At 63.5% G+C, this 14619-nt stretch carries 11 protein-coding genes; 6 read left to right on the forward strand and 5 right to left on the reverse strand.

The window, feature by feature from the left end:
* Positions 1-76: 76 nt before the first annotated feature.
* The 4 genes from ACZ5B4_RS12790 to ACZ5B4_RS12805 all read left to right on the forward strand — a co-directional run bounded on the left by ACZ5B4_RS12790 (position 77) and on the right by ACZ5B4_RS12805 (position 6269).
* Complete coding sequence (locus ACZ5B4_RS12790; protein ID WP_464911621.1) at positions 77-1444, forward strand: alpha-amylase family glycosyl hydrolase; 1368 nt, start codon at positions 77-79, stop codon at positions 1442-1444.
* An 88-nt stretch (positions 1445-1532) separates the two neighbouring features.
* Complete coding sequence (locus ACZ5B4_RS12795) at positions 1533-3653, forward strand: beta-agarase (RefSeq protein ID WP_464911622.1); 2121 nt, start codon at positions 1533-1535, stop codon at positions 3651-3653.
* Between the two features lie 42 nt (positions 3654-3695).
* Positions 3696-5183, forward strand: coding sequence for a sulfatase family protein (locus tag ACZ5B4_RS12800; protein WP_464911623.1), 1488 nt, complete (start codon positions 3696-3698; stop codon positions 5181-5183).
* Between the two features lie 348 nt (positions 5184-5531).
* Entirely contained in the window at positions 5532-6269 is a 738-nt protein-coding gene (locus tag ACZ5B4_RS12805) for a 3-keto-disaccharide hydrolase (RefSeq protein WP_464911624.1), read from the forward strand.
* A gap of 141 nt (positions 6270-6410) precedes the next feature.
* Here ACZ5B4_RS12805 and ACZ5B4_RS12810 read toward each other — a convergent pair whose 3' ends face one another.
* The 3 genes from ACZ5B4_RS12810 to ilvN all read right to left on the reverse strand — a co-directional run bounded on the left by ACZ5B4_RS12810 (position 6411) and on the right by ilvN (position 8640).
* Positions 6411-6584, reverse strand: a complete 174-nt coding sequence (locus ACZ5B4_RS12810; RefSeq protein WP_464911625.1) for a DUF362 domain-containing protein — start codon at positions 6582-6584, stop codon at positions 6411-6413.
* A 416-nt stretch (positions 6585-7000) separates the two neighbouring features.
* Positions 7001-8005: a ketol-acid reductoisomerase gene (gene ilvC / locus ACZ5B4_RS12815; protein ID WP_464911626.1), complete on the reverse strand. Its 1005-nt coding sequence runs from the start codon at positions 8003-8005 to the stop codon at positions 7001-7003.
* A gap of 98 nt (positions 8006-8103) precedes the next feature.
* Positions 8104-8640, reverse strand: a complete 537-nt coding sequence (ilvN, locus tag ACZ5B4_RS12820; protein ID WP_464911627.1) for an acetolactate synthase small subunit — start codon at positions 8638-8640, stop codon at positions 8104-8106.
* Positions 8641-9105: 465 nt separating this feature from the next.
* Here ilvN and ACZ5B4_RS12825 point away from each other — a divergent pair, with 465 nt between their 5' ends.
* A complete protein-coding gene (locus ACZ5B4_RS12825; RefSeq protein ID WP_464911628.1) occupies positions 9106-10035 on the forward strand; it encodes a DUF4405 domain-containing protein in 930 nt (309 codons plus the stop codon).
* Positions 10036-10131: 96 nt separating this feature from the next.
* Here ACZ5B4_RS12825 and ACZ5B4_RS12830 read toward each other — a convergent pair whose 3' ends face one another.
* Positions 10132-11646 carry a DUF1570 domain-containing protein gene (locus ACZ5B4_RS12830; RefSeq protein ID WP_464911629.1) on the reverse strand — a complete coding sequence of 505 codons (1515 nt, stop codon included), beginning with the start codon at positions 11644-11646 and terminating at the stop codon, positions 10132-10134.
* A gap of 533 nt (positions 11647-12179) precedes the next feature.
* On the opposite strand from ACZ5B4_RS12830, the gene ilvB reads away from it, so the two are divergent.
* Positions 12180-13970 carry a biosynthetic-type acetolactate synthase large subunit gene (ilvB, locus tag ACZ5B4_RS12835; protein ID WP_464911630.1) on the forward strand — a complete coding sequence of 597 codons (1791 nt, stop codon included), beginning with the start codon at positions 12180-12182 and terminating at the stop codon, positions 13968-13970.
* A 307-nt stretch (positions 13971-14277) separates the two neighbouring features.
* Here ilvB and ACZ5B4_RS12840 read toward each other — a convergent pair whose 3' ends face one another.
* Positions 14278-14523 (reverse strand): hypothetical protein, encoded by a 246-nt coding sequence (locus ACZ5B4_RS12840; protein WP_464911631.1) that lies wholly within the window; start codon positions 14521-14523, stop codon positions 14278-14280.
* Between the last annotated feature and the right edge of the window lie 96 nt (positions 14524-14619).

The raw sequence follows: 14619 nt of genomic DNA on the forward strand, positions 1-14619 counted from the left end.
GGGAGGGCTACCGATGTGCGGCGAATCATGGCGGCGCCTTCCGGCGTGGGCCGTTCTGTTATGGGGAGGCTGGATGATGGCAAGCGGCCGTGGCAACGCATCGGTGGGAGCGGAAGCGGCATTCCCGCCTCAGGATCCCGCGGGTCCCCCATGGTCGTGGAATCAGCCCATCTACGAAGTCTCGCTGGAAAAGCAGACCGAAGAGGGCACGTTCCGCGCTTTCCAGTCGCGACTGCCGGAGCTACGGCGGTTGGGGGTGGGCATCATTTGGCTGATGCCCATCCATCCCCGCAGCGGCAATCCCCCCGACAAACCCCGCTCCGATAGCCCGTACTGCGTCCGCGACTATTATGACGTGGACCCTCGTTACGGCTCGAAGGAAGATTTTCGGGCATTGGTGCGCGCGGTCCACGAGGCGGGCATGTACCTGATCATGGATTGGGTGCCGAACCACACGGCCTGGGGCAATCCGCTCCTCCAATCGCATCCCGACTTCTATGCTAAGGACTCGCAGGGCCGCATTCGCCAAGCCGGCCCGTGGGCGGACGTCGCTCAGCTCGATCATTCCAACCGCGAGGTCTGGAACTACATGCGCGACGCCCGACTGTTCTGGATCCGCGAGTTCGACGTGGACGGCTTTCGCGAAGACGTAGCCGGGGCGCTCCCCATGGAGTATTGGGAGTGGTTGGCGCCGCAACTTCAGGCGGTCAAGCCGATCTTTTGGCTGGCCGAGTCCGATGAACCGAAGCTGCATCCCGTCTTTCACATGAGCTACGATTGGACCTTCCAAACGGTGGTTTGGAAGATCGTGCATTTCGGCGGGAAGGCGGACCTGTTCGACGACTTCCTGATCAGCGAGCGGCGGCGCTACCCCCCGCCCGCCCTCCGCATGAGGCACTTGACAAACCACGACATGGACGGGTCGGGCTATGCCTGGGGCAATCGGCCGTTCATCGACATCCCGTTCTTGGAAAGCACGTCGTTGACGGAGAAATACGGGCCGGCGCACCACGCCGCGGCCGTGCTGATGACGACGTTGCCTTTCGGTCGCCCCATGATTTGGAACGGGCAGGAATTGGGCCTTTTGGAACGCACTCCGCGGAAATTGGACTGGAGAGAAACACCCTTTTTCGACTTCTACCGCCGGCTGTTTTCTTTGTACCGGGAGCACCCGGCCTTGTATCGGGGTGATTTTCGCCGAATCGCCGTCGATCCCCCCGGCTTGTACGCCTTCGTGCGACGCAGCGAAGGCGATTGCGTCGTGACGGCGGTCAATCTCAGCGGAGAGACCGCCCGATGCGTCCTGGGCGGATTGCCGCACGATTTGCCCGACGATCGCCGAGCGTTCCGCGAGATTTTTACCGAAGAGGAAGGTCCCGCCGCGGACTTGGCCTCGCAACCGCTGGAACTTTCCCCCTGGAGCTACTGCGTGTGGGCGAATTGACGGCGGGGCGACGTTCGGACGCGGCGGCAAGAAGAGTTCCAACCGCGATGAACCCTTTCCCCGAAGTGCCCTCATGAGGAATCCCACCATGCGATCTTCCCTCTCGCTGATTGCTTTGTGCGTTCCGCTGACGATCGGCTTGCGAGCCGACGCCGACGAGCTTCCCCGTGTGTTGATCGACCCCGTTGCGATGGAAACGGCGTCGGCGGGCCGGCCGACGCCGGACAACGCGACGCTCGACCCCGTCGATACTCCCGCCGGCAAAAGGCTGCGGCTCACGGTGTCGGCCGACGGTGCGCAGGCCCGACTCCGCCTCATGCTGCAAGAACCGTACTTGGATCTGTTCGCTTACCGCTTCGTGGAGGCGGAGTTGCGGAATCCCGGCGAGGGACGCGTACGGGTCCAACTGGGCGCGCGCTCGCCGGCCAATAACAACCGAGCCGTCACGCGCGACTTCGAGCTGGAACCGGGAGAATCCGTGTCGCTGCGAGTCACGCTCCGCCGCATCGTGCCCGAGGCCTTGAAGGATGTATTCTTCGGTATGCGCGGCTTTCCCGAGTTGCTCGATCCGGAACGCGGCATCGACGCATCGCGGGTCAAAGAGGTTTTTCTCAGCATCCGCAATCCCAAGGCGGGTCAAACCCTGGAAATCGGTCGCGTGGCGGCGGTGGGAGACTTCTCGCGACCGGCCTGGTGGGAGGGTGATACGTCGCGGCTCTTCCCCCTGATCGACGCCTTCGGCCAATACGTCCACGGCGATTGGCCGGGCAAGGTGCACGACGAAGCGGAATTGCGCCGGCGGATCGAGGAGGAGGCGGCCGACCTGGCGGCCCATCCCGGCCCCCAGGCTTGGACTCCGTTCGGCGGCTGGGAAGCCGGGCCCCGATTGGAGTCCACCGGCCATTTTTACCCCAAGAAGCACGAAGGGCGCTGGTGGCTGGTGGATCCCACGGGCCGGTTGTTCTGGTCGCACGGAGTGGACTGCGTCCGAGCGACGACCGCCGCCACGCCGATTACCGATCGCGAACATTATTTCGCAGACCTGCCGCCGCGGGACACGCCGCTGGGGGCGTTCTACGGCCGCGGGAATTGGGCGCCGCACGGCTATTATCAGGGTAAAGGCGCCTACACCACCTATTGCTTTTCGGCCGCCAACCTCCTTCGCAAGTACGGCCCCGATTGGGAGCCTCGGTTCAACGAGTCGGCCCACGCCCGGTTGCGAAGCTGGGGGCTGAATACCATCGGTAATTGGTCGGACCCGGCCGTGTACCGCTTGGGCAAAACGCCCTACGTGGTCACCCTGGGAGCGGGGGCAAGGAAAATCGAAGGCTCGACCGGCTACTGGGGTAAATTCGCCGATCCCTTCGACCCCGATTTCGACCGTGCTCTGCAAGCCGCCGTGGCACGCGAAGCCGAAACCTCGGCCAAAGACCCCTGGTGCATCGGTTACTTTGTGGATAACGAACTGGCCTGGGGCGACGAACTGTCGCTAGCCGTGGCCGCCTTGCAGTCGCCTGCGGACCAGCCCGCCAAGATCGCCTTCCTGGCCGACCTCAAGGCGAAGTACGAAACGATCGAGGCCTTGAACGCGGTTTGGGGTACCGATCACGCCTCGTGGCAAGCGCTGGCGACCTCCTCCGATCCGCCGGACAAGGAGAAGGCACGGGACGACCTGGCCGCCTTCTACACCCGCATCGCCGAGGAGTATTTCCGCCGTTGCCGCGAGGCGGTCAAGGCCGGCGCCCCGAACAAGCTCTACCTCGGCTGCCGCTTCGCCTGGGTCAACGACCGCGCGATTCGCGCCGCGGCGAAATTCTGCGACGTGCTCAGCTTCAACCGCTACGAAATCGGCGTCCGCGATTTTCGCTTGCCCGAGGGACTGGACCTGCCGGTCGTGATCGGCGAATTCCACTTCGGGGCCTTGGATCGGGGAATGTTCCACACCGGGCTGCGGGAAACGGCCGACCAGGGGGACCGCGCCGACGCCTATCGTCGCTACGTCCGCGGCGCGTTGGAGAATCCGCTGATCGTGGGAACGCACTGGTTCCAGTTCGTCGATCAGGCGACGACGGGCCGAGGGGACGGCGAAAACTATCAAATCGGCTTTTTGGACGTTTGCGACACGCCCTATCCGGAGTTGCGCGCCGCCGCCCGCGAGGTCGGAGAAACCATGTATGCGTATCGTGCGGGGAAGAAACCGCGGCCGTGATCGCGGACCGCAGCCGTAAAATGCATTCGGGAAGATGGAACGATGAATCGAAACTTGCTGCAAGCCGTCGCGTTGGGGATCGTCGTCCTGGTGCCGACGTGGGCGATCTCGGTCGTCGGGGTCGTTGCCGCGGCGAGCGAAGCTCAAGCCGACGGCCGCCCGAACATCATCTTCGCGATTGCGGATGATTGGGCTTGGCCGCACGCCGGAGCCTACGGCGATCCCGTCGTGCAGACACCCACCTTCGACCGAATAGCCCGAGACGGCGTCTTGTTCACGCGGGCGCACGTCATCGCGCCGACGTGCACGGCCTCGCGAGGCGGCATTTTGACGGGGCAAGCGGCCCATCGCCTGGAGTTCGGGGCGAACCTCTGGAGCCTCTTGCCCGCCAAGTTCCGTTGCTATCCCGACGTCTTGGAAAGCTCCGGCTACACGGTGGGGCGGATGCGAAAAGGCTGGGGGCCGGGCAGCTTGGAAAACACCGGCAGGAGCCGCGACCCCGCCGGCTCCAATTTCCGCAACTTCGCCGAGTTCCTCAAGACCGTTCCTCCCGACCGGCCGTTCTGCTTCTGGTTCGGCACGTCCGATCCGCACCGTCCGTACGAGCCGGGCAGCGGTGAGCGGGCGGGGATCGATCCCGCCAAGATCGCGGTCCCGCCCTACCTGCCGGATACGCCCACCGTCCGTTCCGACATCGCCGACTACTATTTCGAGGTTCAGCGGTTCGATCGCGAGCTGGGCGAGGCCCTGCAACTGCTGGAAGAGACGGGACGGTTGGACAACACCCTGATCGTCGTCACCGGCGACAACGGCATGCCCTTTCCCATGGCCAAGGCCGCCTGTTACGACGCCGGGACGCATGTACCGCTGGCCGTCTGTTGGAAAGCCAAGGTCCCCGGCGGCCGGGTCGTCGATGACTTCGTCAGCTTGACGGATGCGGCGCCCACCTTGTTGGAAGCAGCGGGGTCGGCTCCCCTGCCCGAGATGACCGGCCGGAGCCTGCTGCCGATCCTGCTCTCCGATCGTTCGGGACGCGTGGATCCCGCCCGGGATCACGTCTTCACCGAACGAGAACGCCATACCGTCACGCGGCCGAACGACGCCTCCTATCCCGTGCGAAGCATTCTCACCGAGCGCTGGCACCTGATTTGGAACCTCCGGCCGGATCTCTGGCCCGCCGGCAATCCTCCTCAAGAATCCGTGGGCCGCGACTACGGCGACATCGACGGTTCGCCCACCTGGTCGGAGATATTGGAAAAGGCCGACGATCCCGCCGTGCGGCCCTTCTTTTTGGCGGCGGCGGGAAACAAGCGACCGGAGTTCGAGCTGTACGACCTGCAAAACGATCCGGGCGAGATGGTCAATTTGGCCGGCCGTCCCGAGACCGAACCGATCCGCCGCGAACTGTTCGAACGGTTGCGGAAGTGGATGCAAGAGACGGGCGATCCGCGGTTCCTGGGCGAGACCGACTTTTGGGATGTCTGCCCGTACTACGGTCAGCGCCCGAACCGGCCGGCCGCGCGACCTTAAGCCTCGACGTGATCGCCAACCCTCGACGCGACCGCCGCCCTGCGCGAGGTCGGCTTTGCCATCATCGCGAGGCTTGCAAGAGGTTTTTCGCTGAAATAGAAAGCCTGGGGAGCGGGGAAGGCGGCCGACGTCGCTTGGCGAAGCCCCCGGGCGTCCCGCTGGGAGGTTTACCGCTTGAAATGCGGCTTCGCCGGGATTGTGGCGAAGAGGTTCGGCCCCTGCATAAAATAGCCGGGTGAAGGGAATCGTCGGGAGCCTTTCCGGACGTCCCGTCGAATGGGCCGCCCTCCCCGCGATGCAACCCTCCCGATTCCGAGGGAAATGACAATCGTACAAGGAGACCGCAACATGAGATGTCGATGGTTTACCCAACGGCTCCGCGTGCCGTCCTGTGTCGTCACGGGGTTGGTCGCGGCAGTACTCACCTGGGCGGTGTCGGCGAAGCCCGCCGCGGCCGCAGACAACACCCCGCCCGAGGGTTTTACCGCCCTGTTCAACGGCAAGGACCTGACCGGCTGGAAAGGCCTGGTGGGCAATCCCGTCACTCGGGCCAAGATGACCGCGGAAGAACTCGCGAAGGCCCAGGAGGAAGCCGATCGCCGCATGCGCGAACACTGGCGCGTGGAAGACGGAGTCCTGATCTTCGACGGCAAAGGCGACAACCTTTGCACGCAAAAGGACTACGGCGATTTCGAACTTTGGGTGGACTGGAAGATTGAGCCCGCCGGCGACAGCGGCATCTATCTCCGCGGTTCTCCGCAAGTGCAGATTTGGGACGCCTCCAAGCATCCGGAGGGGTCGGGAGGCCTCTACAACAATCAGAAAAATCCCAGCAAACCCATCCGCTGCGCGGATCGACCGGTCGGAGAGTGGAACACCTTTCGCATCCGCATGGTCGGTGAACGGGTCAGTGTCTGGCTCAACGGCGAGTTGGTCGTGGACAACGTGGTGATGGAGAACTACTGGGAACGCGACAAGCCGATCTATCCCACCGGGGCCATCGAGCTGCAGAACCACGGCAATACGCTGTACTTCAAGAATATCTACGTCAAAGAGTTGTCGCCCGACGACAAGCCCACGCCGTAGCGCGACGGCCCGGGGCGTGTCGCATTTGCCGGTTTTGAATAACCGCTAATTACGGAAAGAAAACGAAACGGCGGCAACCTCACGATTGCCGCCGTCTTCACTATTTCTTGTCGACGCGGAAGGCAATCGCCCTCCGCTTGCTCACGACACCGTGATCGACTGCGTCGGGCAGACATCCACGCAAGCGCCGCAATCACCGCACACGTCGGCATCGACTACGGCTTTCTCGTTCTGGATGGAGATGGCGTCCAAGGGGCAGGCCTGGGCGCATTCCGCACAACCGTTGCAGGTTTCCGCGTTGACAATCGCCGTCATGAGTCCCTCTCCTGTGTGTAAAATCCAATCGGCGCCATCACCGATCCGCGATGGAAGCCGATGTACTCTCGCTTAGCCCCGGATGAGCGATCGCGAGCAGGCACCTTCAACCCAGCCTCGGCGGCGCCGCATGGGCCGGGCTTGAGGACATTTCCTCACCTATACCATACGCGTCGCGGTGCCGAATGGTTTAACCGCCTGTTCGGCCTAACAAGCCCTCGGGGCTACGCCGCTGGGCCGAACGGGGGGGACCACCGAACCGCGAAGCAAGCAAAATATTATACGAACCCTTCCCAGGCAACGTAAGAACGGGGAAGGGGCTTCCACCGCTCCCGCCGTCGGATCGCAAGGCGCTGCGCGCGAGACGCAATCGCAAGCCGCCGACGGGAAACGTAAGCCTGGGAACGCTCGGCCGATCAGACCTCCTTGGACTCGATCCAACTCATCATCTTGCGGAGGGCCTTGCCGACCTGCTCGATTTGGTGCTCCCGTGCTCGGCGGCGAAGGGCCTTGAACTGCGGCGCATTCGCTTTGTTCTCTAGAATCCATTCCTTGGCGAACGAGCCGGTCTGGATTTCCTTTAGAATCTTCTTCATCTCGGCGCGGGTCTGTTCGGTGATGATCCGCGGCCCGCGGGTGTAGTCGCCGTACTCGGCCGTGTTGGAAATGCTATACCGCATGTAGCTGAGACCGCCTTGGTACATGAGGTCCACGATCAGTTTCAGCTCGTGCATGCATTCGAAATAGGCCAACTCGGGTTGATAGCCGGCTTCGACGAGCGTCTCGAAGGCCGCGCAGATCAGCTCGCTGACGCCGCCGCAAAGGACGACCTGTTCGCCGAAGAGATCGGTCTCGGTCTCCTCGGCGAAGGTGGTTTGGATGACGCCCGCGCGGGTGCCGCCGATTCCCTTGGCATAGGCGAGGGCGATCTTGAGCGTCTTGTCATCGCCGCCGGGGCCGACGCCTACCAGGCAGGGGACGCCGCCGCCTTTGACGAACTCGGAGCGGACCAGGTGGCCGGGACCCTTGGGCGCCACCAAGATCGCCGCCACGCCCTCGGGCATGTCGAACTGGCCGTAATGAACGTTGAAGCCGTGCGCGCAGACCAGAATGTTGCCGGGCTTGAGGTGCGGCCGAATCTGCGTGCGGAAGATGTCGGCCTGGAGTTCATCCGGGGCGAGGAGCGTAAGCAAGTCGGCCTTCTTGGCCGCCTCTTCCGTGGAGACCGGTTGAAAACCGTGTTCGACGGCCAGTTGGTAGTTGGCACTGCCGGGGAGTTCGGCCACGATCACGTTTACGCCGCTATCGCGCAGGTTTTGAGCGTGGGCATGACCCTGCGATCCGTAGCCCACGATGGCGACCGTCTTGCCTTTCAACAGGGACAAATCGGCATCCTGATCGTAATAGACCTTGGCCGGCATGGAAATCTTCCTTTCTGACGGAGGGAACGACTGTCGAACTTGAATCTGTTTCCGAACCTTGCCGCCGATCGCGCCGGGTGCGCCGACGTTCCAGGCCGCTAGGGGGCGGCGACGGGGGCGGCCTGCGCAGCATCTTCTTCCGGTTGCGGCTTGAGCGCCTCGGAGCCGCGGACCATGGCGATGCGGCCGGTGCGACACAGCTCCAGGATCCCGTAAGGCCGCATCAGCTCGATGAACGATTCGACCTTCTTTTCCTGTCCCGCGATTTCGATGATCATACTGTCGTGGGAGATATCGACGATGCGTCCGCGGAAGACCTCGACCAGTTCGCGGATTTCGCTCCGCCGCCCGGACGGTGCCGCCACCTTGATCAGCATCAAATCCCGCTCCACATAATCGCGGGAACTGATGTCGTCCACCCGGACCACCGTGACGATTTTCTCCAGTTGCTTGCGGACCTGCTCCAGGACCTTGCCGTCGCCCACCACGACGAAGGTCATGCGGGACAGACGCGGATCCTCGGTTTCTCCCACGGCAAGGCTGTCGATGTTGTAACCCCGCGTGGCCAACATGCCCGAGATGTGGGAAAGGACGCCCGGCACGTTCTGCACGAGAGCCGACAAAATATGGCGCATGATGGACTCCTGACGGTCTGAAACCGTTATGTTACCCCTCGATTTCCCTGGGGACAAGCGCCCGCCGGACGGGGTTCGCGTTCCCAGGCGGGTTCGAAGCGGGGCGATTCCCGAAAAACGACCTCGCGCGGTGGGCAAAATCCGTTCGTTCGGAGGGCGTGCCCTGCGTAAAAAATTCGCGCCCCGGCCGCCCCCGGTTTATCCCGGAGCCTCCAGATTGCGTTCACACAAAAAATCGGAACAACACGACTGGATCCGCCGGCATCGGCCGGACGTGAAACATAGATACGCCGGCGTCATCGGCCGGGCAATCAAAAGGGAGGCTTTTGTCGGCACGGTATGCGGTTTGCAACAGATCCAGAGTTCGAGGATATTGGCCGTGCCGAGCGTCCGTGTATAGCATCGTTCGCCCGGCCCACGCGATCGAGACGCCCCTGTTCCTTGCAAACCGGAAAAGTTCCAGCCATGAACGCGAACGCCGATCCAACACTGAACGCCCCCGCTTCCCAAGCCCTTGCCGCATCGCCGACGCCCGCCCCTTCCTTCCGCTTCCACTGGCAGGGGTTTGCGTCGCTCGTGCTGTTCGGACTCTTCGCCGCGATGGCGGTCTCCGGAGCGGTGCTCTACCTTTCGCCGCGAGGAAGAACGGCCAACTGGACGAATTGGCGTATCTGGGGCCTCGGCAAGGAGGAGTGGGCCACCTTGCACATCTGCGTGACGACGGTCTTTCTGATCTTCGGAGCGTGGCACCTGTTTCTGAATTGGCGGATGTTCTGGGGATATATCAGACGCGGCATCTTGGGTCTGCCGCAATTGCGATTGGAATTGCTTGCGGCCGGGCTGGTCACGGCGATCGTGGTGTACGGGGGGGTGTGTTTGCCGCAGCCTTTCTCTCTCTTGGCCGCCGGTCGAGACTACTTCCGCGACTCTTGGGAGCGGCAAGACGCCGCACCCGTCCCCCATGCCGAAGAATTGCCGTTGGGGCAGCTCGGCCGTTGGGGCGGTATGACCGGTCAGGAAATCGCTCAGATCGTCGCCGCGGCGGGTGTTGCGGACGTCTCTCCGCGGATGACCCTCAAGCAGTTGGCCGACCGCCTGGGGGTCGCGCCCAAGGATGCCTTCGCCTGGTTGCAAGAACGCGTTCCGGAACTGAAGGACCTGTCGTGGGATCGGGTTCCGACGATCGGTTCGGCCGACGGCGACCGAGGATCCGTCGGCGAGCAACACGGCGGACGCGGCATGGGCGGAGGTCCGGGACCGGGTATGGGCGGCGGTGCGGGCCGCGGCATGGGGGGAGGTGCGGGCCGCGGCATGGGAGGCGGGATGGGTTACGGCCAAGGTCGCGGACCGATCGACGACGGCAACCCCCGCCACGGCGAAACCGACCACCCTTAGCCGTTTCGGCGGGTTCCCGCCGGCGCCTCGCTCTAACGCGACGGCGATCCGATTTTCCCCGTCGCCTGCCTTTCTAACGCGATTCCAGACGCATCTCTAACGCGATTCCAGACGCATCGGCGGCAGGGGCGGCATGGCCTTGAGGTACTGGAGGTACTCCTCATCCAGCCCCGCGAGGCTGCGGCCGGTGAACCGTGCCAAAGCGTCGGGCGTATCCGTGCCGCGATAGACGGCCAGCAGGCATTGCACCAGGGCCTCGCGATATTTGCCGCCGTCGTGGTGGATCAAAAAATTCGTGATGCCGGCCGCCTGGCTGTAAATCGCGCCGATCCGCGAATCGCTCTGCCAGTCGTTCATCGTCATGGCGGTGAATTCGCGCAAGGGGATGTAGAAGTTGTCTTGCAGTCGGCGGAAACGGGCGGCGATCATGCGGGGCGTGTCGATGCCGCCCAACACGAGGAAATCGCCTTCGCGGCGGAGCGTCTCCATGTACATGGCGGCCCCTTCGATGACCCAAAAATTGCTGCGTTGCCCGGCCGAAGGCGATACCCGCCCCAATTCGTAGAACAATTGGTGCGTCGCCTCGTGGTAAACGGTGGTCACGTCCAGGGCCTTTTCCAAGTCGGTCCCCTCGGGCGCATCGTGGAAGAAAAAGTAGGCCGTGCGTCGGTCGCCGACGTACATCCCGCCGGTGATCTCGATTTGCGGCGCGCGGTTGCGAAGGGCCTCGTTGTATTCGGCTCGCGTGCGAAAGACCACCACTTTGTGTTGCATGGGCTGGGGGGCGAATGCCCGAGACCGTGCGTCGAACAGTGCCAAGACTTGGGCTTCCGTGAGGTAATAGCGTACGAACAGGCGGCTCCAAAGCTCGTGCAAGGTTTCGAGCTTTTTGCCGACAAGCGCGGCGCCCTCGAGGCTGTGGTCGGTCCAGACCTGGAAGTGCTCCGTGTCCACCGTCCATCCGGTGTTCGTCTCCCGCCGCCGCCGGGCGTCCTCCTCGGCCGAAATCCAGCGCGGGTCGGCGGGGCGCTCGCCGCGCTCGAACCGGGCAAGCTGGGACTTGGGAATCCAACCGAAGCGATCATCCCAAATCTGCCCGGCGCGAAGTCGGCCGACTTCGTATCGCGTTCGCCATTCTCCGGCGTAGGGCTGAAAACCGAAAAGGCGACGCAGCGCCTCGTGATCGGGGTTTTCGTGCAGGGCGCGGAGGGCCAGGTCCAAAGCCAAGCCCGCCCTACCCTGGCGGACGGCTCCCCGAGCCAGGGCGAATAAATCCTCCGCCTGTTGTCGCCGCAAGGTCATCCATGCTTGATACCATTCCTTGACCCCGACCGGTGCATCATCGGGCGGAGTGTCTCCCCCGATCTTGGTGGGGAGAATCGGGACGAGCAGCCGATCCTCGGCCACCGGCTGGAGCCATGCCCGGGTGCGCCGCGCCGCCTCGCTCAGTCCGTCCGCCTCGCACTGATCGGCCAATTGCTTCAGCTTCTCACGATAGGCCTCGAACTTTCGCTGTACGGCGGCGGCCAGCTCATCCCCTACCGCCGGAGGGGTAACAGCACCCGCCGCAATCAGCGAGACTGCGGCCAAGACCAGTCGCCATAAACGCATCCGCAGTGTTTTCAGGGCTTGATCTCCCGGCAATCGAGCGGCGCGCCGAACTGCGGCAGAACGCGGTCGGCGCGGTGCAGCCGTTTCGTTCCCTTTTCTTATAGTGTAGTTTTCGAACCGGACGGTTCCGAATTCGTCCGAGAATCCGCGAACCGCGGCGAAGGGGGCGGCGTCCTATGAGGATGCTCAAGCGGAGGGCCGCCGCGGGCGGTGTGTCTCGCGCGAAGTGGAGCGTACAATTGAACTACCTCCATTTCCGAGATATGGTTAATGGTTTCGTGAAGCGTGGTCACGAGGGAGCGGGGCTATGCGCGGAACGCGGCAATACGCCTGCCCAACGTTGTCCGGCGCCGGCGGAAGTCCCGCTGACGCCTTGCTTCCCATTTCGCATTGAGAATTCGAGGATAGATGCCGAAGAGGCTGTTTTGAGGCAAGCCGCGGGCGGTCGGCCGCTCGCCGGCGTCGTGTTTCGGCGGTTTAGGGGTTTTGTTTAGTTAGTCTAGTTGGGGATTTTTGTCTAAGGAGAAGCGTCCGTGTCTACGGCTGTGCAGTCATCCCGCCCGGTGCAAATTACGTCTCGAAGCGAGGAACTTGTGAGCGGGGCGGAGATCGTCGTACAGTCGCTGGTCAACCACGGCGTGGACGTGGTGTTCGCCTATCCGGGCGGGGCCAGCATGCCCATCCACCAGGCCCTGACCCGCTTTCGCGACAAACTCCGCGTGGTGCTACCCCGGCACGAACAGGGGGGCGGTTTCGCGGCGCAGGGTTACGCGCGATCGACCGGCAAGGTGGGCGTGTGCGTCTCGACCAGCGGGCCGGGCGCCACCAACCTCATCACGCCGGTGGCCGACGCCAAGTTGGATAGCGTCCCCATCATCGCCATCACGGGCCAGGTGGCCACGCCGGTGATCGGCACCGACGCCTTTCAGGAAACGCCCATCGTCGAGGTCAGCCGCAGCGTCACCAAGCATCATTACTTGGTGACGGACGTCCGCGATTTGGCCCGGGTGTTGCGCGAGGCGTTCTACGTGGCCTCCACGGACCGACCGGGGCCGGTGCTGATCGATATCCCCAAGAACGTGCAGATCGCCCAGACCAAGCCGGACTACGAGGTGCCGATGGACCTGCCGGGCTACCATCCCAAGACGGCCCGGGCTAGGCCCGAGGAAATCCGCGAGGTCGCCCAAGCGATTCGCAAGGCGAAGCGGCCCGTCATTTACGCGGGCGGCGGCGTGATTACTTCCGGTGCGTGCGCCGAATTGCGGGAACTGGTGGAAAAGACCAACATCCCCGTCACCATGACGGCGATGGGCTTGGGCGGCTTCCCCGGCGATCATCCGCTCTCCTTGGATATGCTGGGCATGCACGGCAGCGTGTACGCCAACTACGCCGTGGCCGAGTGCGACCTGCTCCTGGCCTTCGGCGTCCGCTTCGACGACCGCGTGACCGGCAAGGTGGCCGAATTCGCCAAGCACGCCGTCATCGTGCACATCGACGTCGATCCCTCGGAGATCAACAAGGTCAAGCAGGCGCACATCGCCGTGGTCAGCGATCTTCGGTACGCCCTCCAGGAATTGAATCAGATCGTGCAGCCGCCGGAGGACATTTCCGATTGGCTGGAGAAAATCCGCGTCTGGAAAGAGACCGAGCCGTTCCGCTACCGCGAGCACCCGGACGCCATTCTGCCGCAGCAAGCGATCCACGAACTTTGGAACTTGACGAAGGATCGAGACACGATCATCAGTACGGGCGTGGGCCAGCATCAGATGTGGGCCGCCCAATTCTACAAGTTCCGCAAGCCGCGGACGTGGCTGTCCAGCCTGGGCTTGGGAACGATGGGCTTCGGCCTGCCCGCCGCGATGGGCGCCAAGGTGGCCCATCCCGACAAGCTCGTGGTCGACATCGACGGCGACGGCAGCTTTCTGATGAACATTCAGGAGATGGCCACCTGCCACTGCGAAAAAATCCCCGTCAAGGTCTTGCTGCTCAACAACCAACACCTAGGCATGGTCGTGCAGTGGGAGGATCGATTCCATGCCCGGAATCGGGCGCACACCTACCTTGGGCCGATCGATCAACCGGAGGCCGTCGGCTTGGGCGAGGGGTTGATCCCCAAGCACTATTACCCCGACTTCGTCACGCTGGCGAAAGGCTTCTCGTGGCGGGCTCGCCACATCCGGCACAAGTCGGAATTGATCGACGGCCTGAAGGAAATGATCGAGAGCGACGAACCGTATCTGCTTGACGTCCTGGTGCCGTATCAAGAGCACGTCCTGCCGATGATCCCGTCCGGGATGACCGTCCGCGAATTGATCCGCGAGTAGACTTCGACGAAGTGCCGCCCTGCGCGAACGGTAACACGGAAGCCGGGGGCGTCCGTGTGGGTCTCCTACGCAATCTGGGGTGCTATCCCGCTGCTCAGCAGCCGTTAGCGGCTCGTGCCGACGGTGCCGGAAACGTCAGCGGAGTGCGGGCCTCGGGCGTCACCGCGATGTGAAACGCGATGTGAAAAATAGAAGGTTGTACGCCATGCAGCGCACAGCGTACAACCTGGAAGAAGCCTGCACCAAGCGCCAGGGGGGGGCACGCCGGCGGCTCAGCGCGTACGGATCGTTGTCGGCTTGCGGCTACTCATTGACCGGGGCCGCCCATTCCAGGCGGAGGTCCCGGCGGTCCGCCCATCCCGCCCGGCATGCCCGGCCCCATACCGCCGGGAGGTCCCATCGGCGAAATCCCTTCGGCCGGATTGGCGATTTTCGCGGGTTCCTTCGCCGTGTCGGGATTGAAGCCGGGGTTGTCTTCCGGACGCTTGCCGCAGCCCCAAGAGACGGCCGCCAAAAGCGCCAAGCTCGCGGCACACACGATCAGTCGCTTCATAGAATGCACTCCCGATCCTTGAGTTGTGAAAACTGTGCGAGGATCGGGACGGTTGCGGCGTCCCGATCCCCAACGCCGGCTTGCAAGGGAAAGGAT

This window comes from Thermogutta hypogea, assembly GCF_055386265.1.

Excerpts from the sequence above, each read along its gene's own strand:
- ACZ5B4_RS12790 (WP_464911621.1), top strand. The coding sequence starts at position 77 with ATGGCAAGCGGCCGTGGCAACGCATCGGTGGGAGCGGAAGCGGCATTC.
- ACZ5B4_RS12795 (WP_464911622.1), top strand. The coding sequence starts at position 1,533 with ATGCGATCTTCCCTCTCGCTGATTGCTTTGTGCGTTCCGCTGACGATC.
- ACZ5B4_RS12800 (WP_464911623.1), top strand. The coding sequence starts at position 3,696 with ATGAATCGAAACTTGCTGCAAGCCGTCGCGTTGGGGATCGTCGTCCTG.
- ACZ5B4_RS12805 (WP_464911624.1), top strand. The coding sequence starts at position 5,532 with ATGAGATGTCGATGGTTTACCCAACGGCTCCGCGTGCCGTCCTGTGTC.
- ACZ5B4_RS12810 (WP_464911625.1), bottom strand. The coding sequence starts at position 6,584 with ATGACGGCGATTGTCAACGCGGAAACCTGCAACGGTTGTGCGGAATGC.
- ilvC (WP_464911626.1), bottom strand. The coding sequence starts at position 8,005 with ATGCCGGCCAAGGTCTATTACGATCAGGATGCCGATTTGTCCCTGTTG.
- ilvN (WP_464911627.1), bottom strand. The coding sequence starts at position 8,640 with ATGCGCCATATTTTGTCGGCTCTCGTGCAGAACGTGCCGGGCGTCCTT.
- ACZ5B4_RS12825 (WP_464911628.1), top strand. The coding sequence starts at position 9,106 with ATGAACGCGAACGCCGATCCAACACTGAACGCCCCCGCTTCCCAAGCC.
- ACZ5B4_RS12830 (WP_464911629.1), bottom strand. The coding sequence starts at position 11,646 with ATGCGTTTATGGCGACTGGTCTTGGCCGCAGTCTCGCTGATTGCGGCG.
- ACZ5B4_RS12840 (WP_464911631.1), bottom strand. The coding sequence starts at position 14,523 with ATGAAGCGACTGATCGTGTGTGCCGCGAGCTTGGCGCTTTTGGCGGCC.